The sequence below is a fragment of the Kitasatospora sp. NPDC029367 genome, assembly GCF_055569135.1.
Map to the genome: position 1 here is coordinate 20,664 of NZ_JBVHYH010000057.1, position 13,407 is coordinate 34,070.

At 71.9% G+C, this 13,407-nt stretch carries 7 protein-coding genes; 3 read left to right on the forward strand and 4 right to left on the reverse strand.

The window, feature by feature from the left end; genetic code table 11:
* Positions 1 to 323 precede the first annotated feature (323 nt).
* Positions 324 to 3,149, forward strand: a complete 2,826-nt coding sequence (locus ACZ4W5_RS26795) for an FHA domain-containing protein (RefSeq protein ID WP_465657420.1) — start codon at positions 324 to 326, stop codon at positions 3,147 to 3,149.
* Between the two features lie 685 nt (positions 3,150 to 3,834).
* Here the strand turns inward: ACZ4W5_RS26795 and ACZ4W5_RS26800 are convergent.
* Both ACZ4W5_RS26800 and ACZ4W5_RS26805 read right to left on the reverse strand, forming a co-directional pair.
* Positions 3,835 to 4,404 (reverse strand): hypothetical protein, encoded by a 570-nt coding sequence (locus ACZ4W5_RS26800; RefSeq protein ID WP_465657392.1) that lies wholly within the window; start codon positions 4,402 to 4,404, stop codon positions 3,835 to 3,837.
* 14 nt (positions 4,405 to 4,418) lie between these two features.
* Positions 4,419 to 4,841: an ATP-binding protein gene (locus tag ACZ4W5_RS26805; RefSeq protein ID WP_465657394.1), complete on the reverse strand. Its 423-nt coding sequence runs from the start codon at positions 4,839 to 4,841 to the stop codon at positions 4,419 to 4,421.
* 195 nt (positions 4,842 to 5,036) lie between these two features.
* On the opposite strand from ACZ4W5_RS26805, the gene ACZ4W5_RS26810 reads away from it, so the two are divergent.
* A complete protein-coding gene (locus ACZ4W5_RS26810; RefSeq protein WP_465657422.1) occupies positions 5,037 to 6,335 on the forward strand; it encodes a tetratricopeptide repeat protein in 1,299 nt (432 codons plus the stop codon).
* Between the two features lie 148 nt (positions 6,336 to 6,483).
* A complete protein-coding gene (locus ACZ4W5_RS26815) occupies positions 6,484 to 7,347 on the forward strand; it encodes a hypothetical protein (RefSeq protein WP_465657396.1) in 864 nt (287 codons plus the stop codon).
* Here ACZ4W5_RS26815 and ACZ4W5_RS26820 read toward each other — a convergent pair.
* Complete coding sequence (locus tag ACZ4W5_RS26820) at positions 7,334 to 8,173, reverse strand: hypothetical protein (RefSeq protein WP_465657398.1); 840 nt, start codon at positions 8,171 to 8,173, stop codon at positions 7,334 to 7,336. The genes ACZ4W5_RS26815 and ACZ4W5_RS26820 overlap by 14 nt on opposite strands.
* A gap of 127 nt (positions 8,174 to 8,300) precedes the next feature.
* The gene (locus ACZ4W5_RS26825) at positions 8,301 to 13,247 is read right to left on the reverse strand and encodes an NAD-glutamate dehydrogenase (RefSeq protein ID WP_465657399.1); all 4,947 of its coding nucleotides are present in this window, start codon (positions 13,245 to 13,247) and stop codon (positions 8,301 to 8,303) included.
* Positions 13,248 to 13,407: the final 160 nt, after the last annotated feature.

Genomic DNA, 13,407 nt, shown 5'->3' on the forward strand with positions numbered 1-13,407 from the left:
GTCCGTACCGGTTCCCGAGGTGACCGGCTGGCGGTCGGAGCAGGGTTGGGGGACATCCCCTAGGGAACCACCCGGAGGCGGTCGCCGGGCCCCTCGGCCGGGCGGCCGGGGCGACGGTTGACCTGACCCTCCGTCGCCTCCACCATGGCGATGATCGCAAGATCGTCAAATCCGGTACGGTGCGCGGACCGTCCGTGCCGGATGGCAGGATGGACACTCGCCACTCGTGTGGCCCAAGGGTCGCCGCGACCGCCCCGCGCGTGCGTGACGACACCGGGCAGCGGTACCAGGCATCACACCAGCAGAAGGGACCCGCGGGCGAGATGCAGATCCGGCTGACCGTCCTCCGACCGCGCAGCGGCCCGACCGCCGCCGGCTCCGCCATCCCCTACGTGGACGTGCTGGTCACCGCGCCCGTGGGCACCGCGCTCGGCGCCGTCGCGGGCGCACTCGCGGGCGCCGTCGGCGTGCGCGGACCAAGGGCCGCCACCCATGTACACCTGTACGCCGGGGCGCACCGGGTGGACGAGCACACCCTCCTCGGCCACCCCCCGCTGCTCGACGGCGCCGTGCTCAGCCTCAACGAGCCCGACCCCACCGCCGACGACCCCGACGACACCCGCGCCGCGGCCGAACTGCGCGTGGTCGGCGGCCCGGACGCCGGCGGCGTGCACCGGCTGCACGGCCGGGAGATCCGGATCGGCCGCTCCGGCGAGGCCGACGTCCCGCTCGACGACCCGGACGTCTCCCGACTGCACCTCGCCCTGCACCTCGGCGACGACGGGCGGGCCACCGTCCGCGACCTCGGCTCCACCAACGGCACCACCCTCGACGGCCGGATCGTCCCGCCGCTGCCGCCCGAGGCCGCCGTCCCGCTGGAACACGGCGCGCTGCTGCGGATCGGCGAGTCCACCCTCCAGGTCCTCGAACCGCTCGGCGAGCCGGCCCGCGCCGCCCTGCCCGACGGCAACGGCCACCTCCAGCTCGCCGCCCCCGGCCCGGTCCGGCCCGCGCCGCCCGTACTCGAACCGCCCACCGCCCCCGAACCGGCCCCGGGCCGCGGCCGCGGCCTCTTCTCCCTGCTGCCCGGCCGCGCCGCCGAGCCGCCCGGCCAGGAGAGCGCCGAACGCCACCACACCGCCGTACGGCTGCGCCAGGCCGCCGCCCAGCGGGAACGCTGGCCCGACCTCGCCACCGTGCTGCTCAACGCCGTCGGCCCCGGCCCCCGGCTCTGGGAGCGCGGCCCCGGCCACCCCGACGCGCTCACCCTGCGGCTGGGCACCGCCGACCGCCCCGGCGGCGCCGGCACCACCCCCGGCACCATGCTGCCCGCCGTCCCCGTCACCCTCGACCTCCAGACCGCCGGCAGCCTCGGCCTCAGCGGCCCGCGCGAACGCCTGGACGCGCTCACCCGCGCCGTCGTCGCCCAGCTCGCCGCACTGCACCCGCCGACCGGGCTCAGCCTCGTCGTGGTCGACGCCGACCCGGCCCGCAGCCCCGAGGACCGCGTCGACACCTGGGCCTGGGCGCTCTGGCTGCCCCACCTGCGCCCCGTCGACGGCCAGGACTGCCGACTGCTGGTCGGCTTCGACGACGACCAGGCCACCGCCCGGCTCACCGAACTCACCGCCCGGCTCAGCGGGCCGACCGGCCCCGGCGGCCACCCCGCCACCGTGGTCGTGGTGGACGGCCGCCCCGCCACCGAGGCCGCCCGGCACGCGCTCGACCTGCTGCTGCGCCAGGGCCCGGCGGTCGGCATCTTCCCGGTCTGCCTCGCCGAACAGCCCGAGCTGCTCCCCCGCGGCCTCGGCGCCACCGCCCTGATCACCGGCGAGGTCGGCACCCAGCTCTCCCTGGACCGCCCGGTCGCCCGCGGCCGGGAAACCCTGCACGAGGTCTCACTGGACGCCGTCTCCGACGCCTGGGCCGAACGGCTGGCCCGCGTCCTCGCCCCGCTGCGCGAGGCCGCCCCGGTCTCCCGCGGCCCGCTGCCGGACGCGCTGCGGCTGCTCGACCTGCTCCAGCTCGACACCGTCACCCCGGCCAAGCTGTCCGCCCGCTGGGCCGCCCACGCCGGCGGCATCGGCGCCGCCACCGCACTGCTCGGCACCACCCGGGACGAGCTGTGCACCCTCGACCTGGCCGACCCCGAACTCACCCTGCCCTCGCCCGACCCGGGCGGCCCGCACCTGCTGATCGGCGGCGCCCGCGGCTCCGGCAAGACCGAGCTGCTGCGCACCCTGGTCGCCTCGCTCGCCGTCTCCGAGCGGCCCGAGCGCCTCGCCGTCACCATCATCGAGGGCCGGGCCACCGACGACGGCCAGGACGGACTGGACGGCTGCACCGAACTGCCGCACGTCACCGGCCGGGTGAACGCCGTCGCCGACCCGCGCGCCGCACTCCTCGCCGCCGAGGCGCTGGAGGACGAACTCGCCCTGCGGGAGCGGCTGTTCGACGGACTGGACTTCGCCTCCTGGCACGCCACCCGAATCTTGGACGGGCACAGCTTGGACGGGCACGCCGCGAACTCCGTACCGGTGCCCGCCACCGTCGGTGCCGCCGGCCCGGCTCCGGCCTCCCGGACCATCCCGTCCGCGCGCAGCGCCTCCGACCCCCGCCCGACCGGCTCCCCCGCCTCCCCCGTCCCGGCCCGGCTGGTCGTCGTCGTCGACGACTACGACGCCCTGCTCTCCCCCACCTCCCCGGTCGGCCGCCCGCTGGCCCGCGCGCTCGCCGCCGTCGCCCGCCGCGGCGGCCCGCTCGGCGTCCACCTCGCGGTCGCCACCGGCCGCCCGGAGGCAAGCGCCGGCACCGAGGTGGACGAAGCCGCCCTGCTGCGGATCGCGCTGCGCACCGAGGACCCGGCCGAGTCCGACCTGCTGATCCACCTCGGCGACGCGGCCGCCCTCCCGGAGGACACCCCCGGCCGCGGCTACCTGCGCCGCCCGGACGGCGGCGTCACCGCCTTCCAGACCGCCCGCATCAGCGGCCGCATCCCCCGCACCGCCACCCTGCGCCCCACCGTGGTAGCGATAGACCCCCTCCAACTCGGCGCCCCACCCGCCCGCCGCCCGGTCCGCGAACTCGGCAACGGCCCCACCGACCTCGCCCTCCTCGCCAGCGCCCTCCAACGCGCCGCCTCGCGGTAGGCCCCGCGCGCCCTCCCCTCAATCACCCGTCGCCGCTGCGCAGGAAGTCGGCCGAACCGACCTCCTACGCAGACCCCAAACGGGCCAGAGTCATCCGCAGTGGGATCACACAGTCATTCCGCCCCGCCGCGATGTGATCGCGGCGGGGCGGAAGCACGCGTGGCCAAATAGCAACCTGCTGAAAACTGGGCGGCCCGCGTCAGGCACGCGGGCCCGCCCAAAACCGCGCTCCCCTCCCGCAAACCACGGGGCGACGGTGGCCCCGGCCAAAATTGGCCGGGGCCGCCGGAACCAGAAAGCGATATCCACCCTCTTGCCAGGAATGGGGCGATAGCAGGCGCCGCCAGAATTGATCAATCCCCTTCTCGCTGCATCGCCGGACGTGTCCGGCGATGCAGCGAAAAGGAACTGACCACTACAGGGAATGCGAGCGCGGAAACATGGGGCCGGCCTTCGAGATGATCTCGAAGGCCGGCCCACTGCAGAACGATTCGATCACCGAGGACAAGTACCCCCGAATCAGATGTCAAGGGCGACAGATCAGGATGCCGCCAAGGCATGTGATCTTGAAGGAACCCTCGGCCTCGATCCTTGCGACAGCGTTCTCGGCCGCCCTCTCGATCCGTGGTGCGCGGTGCCGGCCGGGAGTGCTGCACAGGAAGTCGGCGGGGTCGACTTCTGGTGCCTACGAGGTGGCGGCGTGGGTGGCCGCACGGCTGCGGCAGTGGGTGAGGGCGGTTCTGATGCGGGGGTCGGGGGCGGGTTCGGCGGTGAGGAGTTCTCCGGCGGTGACGAGGGTGGTCCAGTAGCGGGTGGGGTCGCCGGTGCTGGGCAGGGGGCGGGTGGCGGCGAGGGAGAGGTAGGCGGCGGTGAGGTTGCCGGTGGTGAACCAGCGGGCGAGGCCGTGCTGGTGGCCGGCGCGGATGCCGCCCATGGCGTCGATGGCGGCCAGGAAGTGCTCGACAACGGCGAGTTCGGTGGGGGTGAGGGCCTTGGGGACGTCGAAGACGCCGAGGGCTTCGAGGAGTTCGCCGGTGTCGGCCTCGGTGCCGGGGCGGGGGTTGGCGAGGAGGGCGTCGTAGCAATCGTTGAGGCGGGTGGTGGTCTCGGCGTGGGGGATGGCGAGGGCGAGGCAGATGGCGCGCGCGGCGGGGAGGGGTTCGCGGGTGCGGCGGGCGAGGATCGCGTAGGTCTCGGCGGGGGTGTGGCCGCGGTCGAGGGCGTGCCGGGCGAGGGTGGGGAGCGGAGGCAGCATCGGAGGGTGCGCTCTCAGACGGTGAGCAGAGAAGGGGCGATCAGGGCCCAGACGAACTTGCCGATCCCGCCCGCCCGGGGGCAGCAACCCCAGCGCTCGGCCAGCTCGTTGACGAGGAACAGCCCACGCCCGTCCTCGTCGCACGGGGTGGCGGAACGGACGGAGGGCCGACCGGCCCCGGCGTCGTGCACCTCGATTCGCAGACGGCCGTTGGCGACGGCGAACCGGACCTCGATCAGGCAGTCGTCGGGCGCGCCGGAGTGCTGGACGGCATTCGCGAAGAGCTCCCCGAGGAGCAGCTCGCCGACGTCGCGGTAGCGGTCGCCGAAGGGCAGACCCGCAAGATACGCACGGAGCAAGTACCGCGCCAGGGAGGTGGATTCGGCACGGGAGTCGAGGCGAGCGGCGAACGCACGGGGGCGACAGGAGGCGAGCATGGGTGTACCTCAGGGGCAGGCAGGGCCAAAGGTGTGCCACTGCTGGTGATTGACCGATGACGAACAGTCAACCTTCCTGCCCCATCGTCGGCTATGGTCGAGCCGAGTCGGGAAGTTGAAACCCTTGAAACCTGCCCGCAAGGGGGAACTGTCGTGCGATCCGACCGTGAACCGAACCGCAAGCTCGCTTCGCTGATGAGCGAAGCCGCCTGGGGCAACGGCGAGTTGGCGCGAGCGGTCAATCGGACCGGCACAGAGATCGGACAGCGGCTCACGTACGACGCCTCGGCCGTTTCACATTGGCTCGGCGGCACTTCACCGGCCGCGAAGGCCCTGCCGGTGGCCCTGGAGGCACTGGCACGGAGACTCAAGCGGCCGATCACCGCCGTCGAGGCGGGATTTCGAAACATGCCTACCACCGTTGACGAGTCGACGGATACGGTGGCAGGGCTGATCGATCTGGGGAGCCTCGATATGGACCCATCCCGGCGCGGAGTTCTCACAGCAAGTCTGTACTCGGTGGCTCTCACCATCCCGGGCTGGCCTGACCTGGTGGGCCGCTTCGAGAAGTTGCGGACCACCCCACACCTGCGGATCGGCATGGCCGAGGTCCAGTCGGTCGCCGCCATGACCGAGCGGATCAGCGACCTGGACGACCAGTTCGGTGGCCGGATGGCCCGACCGATGGCCGCTTCGTTCCTGGTCAACACGATCGCCCCGTACCTCCAGGCGGATGCCACCGAGCACGTCCGCGAGGCGATGCTCTCGGCTGCGGCCGACCACTGCTACCTGACCGGCTACATGGCGATGGACGAGCGTCACGACGCCCTGGCTCAGCGCTACTACATGAAGGCCCTGGAGCTGGCCGGGCACGCGGGCGACCACCTCACGTACTGCACCACCCTGCGCGGCATGAGTGTTCAGGCCGTCGACCTCGGCCACGGCAGTACCGCCTTACGGTTCGCGGACGCCGCCTCGGCCGCCTCCCCGCAGGCCGGACCCCGCATGAGGGCCTTCCTCGCGGGCCAGCAGGCGCATGCGACCGCCCAGACCGGGGACAAGGCCGGAGCCCTGTACCACCTGCGGATAGCGGAAGTTGCGATGGAACAGGCCGAGTCCAAGGCCAAGGCGTTCGGCTCCTACGATCCGTCCTCCCTCGCGTACCACGAGGCCAAGGTCCGTTGGGAGCTCGGGGACAAGACTGGCGCCATCACCGCGATGGAGGCGTCCGACCGCCTGCGGTACTCCGTGTACGTGCGCAATCGCGTGCGGATGACGGGCGTGCTCGCAGAGTGGAAGTTGCAGGCCGGACGCCTCGAAGAAGCCTGCGCGGACTGGCACCGGGCTCTCGACGACTACCCGGCCGTCCAGTCCGGCCGGGCCGACGACCGCTTCCGCTCGATGCTCGCCGCAACTCGACCGCACCGTCGCAACCCCCACGTGCGCGATCTCCTCGAACGCGCCCGTCCCATGGCGATCAGCCGCCGGATCTGACCAGCGGCGCGGGCCACGGCCGGCGGATTCCCCCAGCGCTTGGCACTCCGCGTAGTTGATGTGCTACTTTCCGCATCATCAACAGAACATAGAAGACCCCGGCGGTGGTGGAACACCCCGGGGTCCGGCACAGGAGCCAACACTCCCAATGCAGATTCATCGTAGCGCCCATGCGCGCTGTTTCACCGTACTTCCGAACGGCCTCCTCCAGGACCGTCGCCTCAGCTACACCGCCCGAGGCCTGCTCGCCGACCTGCTCTCCCGTCCCGACGGCTGGCGCGAGGACGGGCGGCACATGGCCGACAGCAGCCCGCAGGGGCGGGGCGCCGTCCGCCGGGCGCTCACTGAGCTCAAGGAAGCCGGGTACTACCGGGCCGAGACGGTCCGGATGCCCGACGGCACGCTCCGCACCGACGTGCACGTGTACGACACTCCACAGCGCCCGGCGTCACCGAGTGTCCGCTTCTCGGACCCCGGTGAGCCCGAGGCCGGTCCGCCTGACAGCCATGTAGTAAAGAACCCGGGAGAAGTACCCACCCTCCCCGCCCAGTTGACGCGAGCGGACGAGCAGACCCGCAGGGCGGTAGCCGCACTCTTCCGTGCGATCCGGCCCGAACCCCGGCTGCGACTCGGCGAGGCCGAGGCGCAGCAGCTGGCGCCGCTCGTCGCCCAGTGGCTGGAACGCGGCAGCACGGCGGCCGAGTTGGCCCACGCCCTGCTCCCCGGCCTGCCCTCGCCGCTGCACTCCCCGGTGGCGATCCTGCGCGACCGACTCCAACGCAAGATGCCACCCGTCCGAGCACCTCAGGTCGCACTCGCGGAGTGCGCCAAGTGCCACGATCCGGTGCCCCGCCCCGGCATCTGCCGCCCGTGCGCAGGACTCGGCGCCAGAACCCTCGCGGTCGGCACCAGCGCCGCCACCACACCCAGCGGCGCCGCCCGGGCCCGCGCGGCCTTGCGCGGGCACCGGGGTGCCGCCGTAGTGGGCGGTCAGGCGGTCAGGTGCACTTGATGTCGCGGTTGGCCACGGCCATCCCGGCGACCTTGCCGCCGTCCACGGTGAACTCGTACTTCCAGCCCTGTTGGCCCTCGACCGGCAGCTCGTACTTGCCGCTCTTGGCCAGCTGGAGGCCCTTGGCGCCGTACGCCCGCTGGAGGTCGTCCACGGTGGAGCCGACGCCGATGCCCTCGGCGGTCTTCGCCTCGGCCGGGGCGACCAGTTCGCGCAGGCCGGTGGCGGCGAAGGAGGCCCGGCCGGTGGCCAGGAAGGCCTTGTCCCTGGTCTCGCGGGCCGTCCACATGTCCACGATGGACTGGGTGGCGTCCGCCATCAGTTGGGCGGTGGCGGCCGAGTCCTTGGCGGCGGCGGCCGAGCCGGCGGCGGCCGCGGCGGCATCCTTCGCGGAGGCCCCGGGCGGCAGCGTGCCCGCTGGGGCGGGGGACTTGCCCCGGGCCGCGTCCGCCTTGGCGTTGAGGTCCTTGTAGCGGGCCTCGGTGGCCGCCTCGGCGTCCATCCGGGCCTTGTCCGGTGCCGGGCCGCCCTTGTAGACGAAGTCGGTGCAGCCGTCGAGCAGCGAGACGGGCGCCGTCTCCAGCGCGCCGGTGGCCAGTCCGGCGTCCTTCGCCATCGCCGGCTTGAGGCCGCGGTAGCCGGCCGCCGAGAAGGCCTCGGGCCCCTTGGAGGTCGGCGCCGCCGAGGCCACAGCGGTGGAGCCGGCCTTCGCCGCGTCCTTCTTGTCGGCCTTGTCGTCGTTGCCGCAGGCCGCCGCTCCGGCGACCAGCAGCACCACCGAGACGCCCACGCCCACCGCGCGGATCCGTCCCCGGTTCTTCCCCATGTCGTGCCCCCCTGAGTCGTTCGTGGATCACCGTACCGAAGCTGCGCCCACGACCCACAATCGGTTTTCCAGGGCATGCGGAAGGGCCCGCGTCCGAGGACGCGGGCCTTTCCGGAACAGCCGTCCGTCAGCGCATCGAACCGGTGCGCAGCAGGGTGCGGATGACGCGCATCGCGACCGAGAGGCTGGACAGCTCGTAGTTGTCCGAACCCCTTATGTCGTCGAGGGTGGCCCTGGCGCGGTTCAGCAGGGTGGAGTTGAGCTCCGCCCAGGCCGTGTAGCGCTCCTCGGGGGTGGCACCCTCCGGGCCGCAGGCCAGGATGTCGGCGGTCAGCGCCGCGTGCGCCGCGAAGAGGTCCTCGCGGATCGCGGCCCGGGCCATCGACGACCAGCGGTCGGTGCGGGGCAGGTCGATGATGCGGTCGAGCAGGTGCGAGATCTGCAGGCGGTCGCCCAGGTCGTAGTACAGCTCGGCGACCTCGGCGACGTCCTTGCCGGACCGGTCCGCGACCTCGGTGATGTCCAGGGTCGGGAAGACCGAGGACAGCCCGGCGATCCGGGTGGCCAGCGCGTCCGGCACGCCGGCGGCGGCGAGCTCGCCCTGGATCTTCTCGAACCAGGCCAGGTCCTCGCCACGGAGCGGCTTGGGCAGCGAGCCCCAGACCTGGTTGATCCGGTCGTGGAAGAACTCGATGGTGCCGGCGATGTCGAGCGGCTGGCGGCGGTTGTTGAGCATCCACCGGGTGGCGCGCTCGACCAGGCGCCGCGAGTGCAGCCGCATCTTGGTCTGGGTCCGGGCCGGGACCTTGTTGTCCAGGCCCTCGATCTCGGACCAGATCTCCTCCAGGCCGAAGACGGCCCGCGCGGCGGTGTGCGTCCGGGCGATCTCCTCGTAGGTCGCGCCGGTCTCCTCCTTCAGGCGGAAGGCGAAGGTGCAGCCACCGCGGTTGATCGTGTCGTTGACGATCAGCGTGGTGATGATCTCGCGGCGCAGCGCGTGGTTGTCGATCGCGTCGGCGAACCTCGCCCGCAGCGCGCTCGGGAAGTACTCGTGCAGCGCGGTGCGGAAGAACGGGTCGTCCGGCAGGTCGGTGGCGAGCAGCTCGTCGGCCAGGATGATCTTGGTGTAGGCGAGCAGCACCGACAGCTCGGGCTGGGAGAGCCCGCGGCCGCTCTGCTGGCGCTCGCGGATCTGGCGCTCGGTGGGCAGGAACTCCAGCCCGCGGTCGAGCCGGCCGGCCGCCTCGAAGCGGTTGATCATCCGGGCGTGGACGTTGACCATGCTGTGCGCCTGGGCGACGGCGTTGGCCAGCACGACGTTCTGCGCGTAGTTGTTGCGCAGCACCAGGTGGCCGACCTCGTCGGTCATCTCGGCGAGCAGGGCGTTGCGCTGCTTGACCGTCATGTCGCCCTCGGCGACGACCTGGTTGAGCAGGATCTTGATGTTGACCTCGTGGTCCGAGGTGTCCACACCGGCCGAGTTGTCGATGGCGTCGGTGTTGATCCAGCCGCCGGTGCCCTCGGGACCGCCGGTGGCCGCGTACTCGATGCGGCCGAGCTGGGTGCAGCCGAGGTTGCCGCCCTCGCCGATGACCCGGGCCCGGACCTGCTCGCCGTTGACCCGGATGGCGTCGTTGGCCTTGTCGCCGACCTCGGCGTTGGACTCGGTGGAGGCCTTGACGTAGGTGCCGATGCCGCCGTTCCAGAACAGGTCGACCGGCGCCTGGAGGATGGCCTTCATCAGCTCGGCCGGGGTGAGGCGGGTCTCCTGGATGCCCAGGGCGGCCCGGACCTGCGCGCTGACCTGGATCGACTTGGCGCTGCGCGGGAACACGCCGCCGCCGGCCGAGATCAGCGACTTGTCGTAGTCGTCCCAGGAGCTGCGCGGCAGGTCGAACAGGCGGCGGCGCTCGGCGTACGAGACGGCCGCGTCCGGGTTCGGGTCCAGGAAGATGTGGCGGTGGTCGAAGGCCGCCACCAGCCGGATGTGCTCGCTGAGCAGCATGCCGTTGCCGAAGACGTCACCGGACATGTCGCCGATGCCGACGACGGTGAAGTCCTCGGTCTGGGTGTCGTGGCCCAGCTCGCGGAAGTTGCGCTTGACCGACTCCCAGGCGCCGCGGGCGGTGATGCCCATGCCCTTGTGGTCGTAGCCGGCCGAGCCGCCGGAGGCGAAGGCGTCGCCCAGCCAGAAGCCGTACGACTCCGCGACGCCGTTGGCGATGTCGGAGAAGGTCGCGGTGCCCTTGTCGGCGGCGACGACCAGGTAGGTGTCGTCCTCGTCGTGGCGGACCACGTCGGCCGGGTGGACGACCTCGCCGGCCACCAGGTTGTCGGTGATGTCGAGCAGCGCCGAGATGAAGGTCTTGTACGAGGAGACGCCCTCGGCCAGCCAGGCGTCGCGGTCCACCGACGGGTCCGGCAGCTGCTTGGCGACGAAGCCGCCCTTGGCGCCGACCGGGACGATGACGGTGTTCTTGACCATCTGGGCCTTGACCAGGCCGAGGATCTCGGTGCGGAAGTCCTCGCGCCGGTCGGACCAGCGCAGACCGCCGCGGGCGACCTTGCCGAAGCGCAGGTGCACGCCCTCGACCTGCGGCGAGTACACCCAGATCTCGAACGCCGGGCGCGGGGCCGGGAGGTCCGGGATGGCCTGCGGGTCGAACTTCATCGACACGTAGGAGTGCCACTCGCCGGAGCCGTCGTGCTGGAAGAAGTTGGTCCGCAGGGTGGCCTTGATGAGGTGCAGGAAGGAGCGCAGGATGCGGTCCTCGTCCAGCGAGGCGACCTCGTCGAGCGCGCCGGACAGCTCCTCCAGGATGCCCTCGGTCAGCTCCAGGGCGCCGGACCGGTGGCTGGGGCTGAGCCGGGCCTCGAACAGGTTGACCAGCAGGCGGGTGGTGTGGGTGTTGTTGCGGAGCGCGTCCTCCATGTAGTCCTGGGAGAACGTGGAGCCCGCCTGGCGCAGGTACTTGGCGTAGGCGCGCAGCACCATCGCCTGGCGCCAGTTCAGCCCGGCGGTGAGGACCAGCTCGTTGAAGCCGTCGTTCTCGGCCTTGCCGGTCCAGGTCGCCGCGAAGGTCTCCTGGAAGCGCTCGCGGGCCTCGTCGGTGAGCTCGGTGGCCTCGCGCAGCTTGAGGCCGAAGTCGTACACCCACGCGGTGGTGCCGTCGGAGCGGCGCAGCGCGTACGGGTGCTCGTCCAGGACCTCGACGCCCAGGCGCTGGAGCACCGGCAGGACCTCGGTGAGCGAGATCGGGCCGCCGACCCGGTAGATCTTGAAGCGGCGCTCGTCGTCGCCCGCGCCGACCGGCTGGTACAGGTTCAGGCGGAAGTCGCCCGCGCCGTGCAGCGACTCGATCTGCTTGATGTCCGAGACGGCGGTGCGCGGCGGGAAGTCGGCGCGGTAGCCGTCGGGGAAGGCGTTGGCGTACTTGTGGCCGAGCTCGGCGGCCTTCTCCTCGCCCAGCTCGATGTGCAGCTGGTCGTGGAAGCCGTCCATCCAGAACCGGGCGGCCTCGGCCAGGCGGTTCTCGATCCGCTCGATGTCGGAGTCGGTGAGCCGGGGCAGCTCGGTGCCGGGGGCGACCCGGACGACGAAGTGCAGGCGGGTCAGCACCGACTCGGTGGCGTACACCGTGTAGTCGATGGTGGCGCCGTTCAGCTCTTCCTTGAGGATGTCGGTGAGCAGCAGCCGGATGCGCGTGGTGTAGCGGTCGCGCGGCAGGTAGATGAAGGCGGAGAAGTAGCGCCCGTACTCGTCCTGGCGCAGGAAGAGCCGCAGCTTACGGCGTTCCTGCAGGTAGAGCACGCTGGTGGCGATGGAGAGCACTTCGGCGGCCGAGGTCTGGAAGATCTCGTCGCGCGGGAAGGTCTCCATGATCTGGAGCAGGTCGCGGCCGTCGTGGCTCTCGCTGGAGAAGCCGGACGCGTCCAGCACCTCCTGGACCTTGCGGCGCACGACCGGGATGCGGGTGACCGACTCGGTGTAGGCGGCGGAGGAGAACAGGCCGAGGAAGCGGCGCTCGCCGATGGGCTCGCCGGCGGCGTTGAACTTCTTCACGCCGACGTAGTCGAGGTAGGCCGGGCGGTGCACGGTGGAGCGGCTGTTGGCCTTGGTCAGGACGAGCAGCTTCTTCTCGTGGGCCTTGGCGCGGACCGGGGCGGAGAGCCGGCCGAAGGCCTCGGAGACCGAGTGGTGGCGGTCGTCGTGGCTGCGCGGGTCGGAGCGCAGGATGCCGAGGCCGGTCCCGGCGACGGCCTTGAGGACCTCCTCGCCCTCGTGCTCGACCAGGTCGTACTCGCGGTAGCCGAGGAAGGTGAAGTGGTCGTCGGCGAGCCAGCGCATCAGCTCCCAGGCCTCGCCGACCTCCTGCTCGGGCAGCTCGGCCGGGGGCTGCTCGGCCAGCTCGTCGGCCAGGCGCAGCGCGCTGTCGCGCATCTTGCCCCAGTCCTCGACGACCTCGCGGACGTCGCCGAGCACGCGGCGCAGGTTGGTCTCGATGGTGCGCAGGTCGTCGCGGTCGGTCTCGCGGTCGATCTCGACGTGCATCCACGACTCGACGGTCGCGTCGGCGGGCCACTCGGTGCCGGCGGCCTGGCTGCGGGAGCAGGCGTCGACGTCCAGGATCTCCAGCAGCTTGCCGGTGATGTCACGGCGGACGACCAGCTGGGGGTGGACGACGAGGTGGATCGCGCGGTCCTGGCGGGAGAGCTCGTTGGTGACGGAGTCGACCAGGAAGGGCATGTCGTCGGTGACGACCTCGACCACGGTGTGGCCGCAGGACCAGCCGTTCTCCTCGACCGAGGGGGTGTGGACCCGCACCTCGGCGGTGCCCTGGGGGCGCTTGAGCCCCAGGCGGTAGTGGGAGGCGGCCGCGCCGTACACGTCGACCGGGTCGAGGTCGACCAGGTCCTCGGGCGCGGTGTGGAGGTAGTAGTGGTGCAGGTACGCGGTCAGAGCGCCGTTGCTCAGACCCTCCCCCGGCGCCGCTCCCCCCACCTGGCTGTTCTCAGCGGCTGCGGCTGCCTTCTTGAGCAGTTCGGCCTTGGCTGCGTCCAGCTTGGTCTGCATGACTTCTTGGCTCCTGTCGCGCGCCGTTGCGTGACTCGGTGGTGTGTGGGTGTACACCGACGGGTCGCTCGCAATCCTGCCGCACCGTCCGACTGAAAGGGGCTCATGGCACGCATGAAACGTCCTCCCAGCGGGTAGGACGACACGTTCGTCCTGCAAG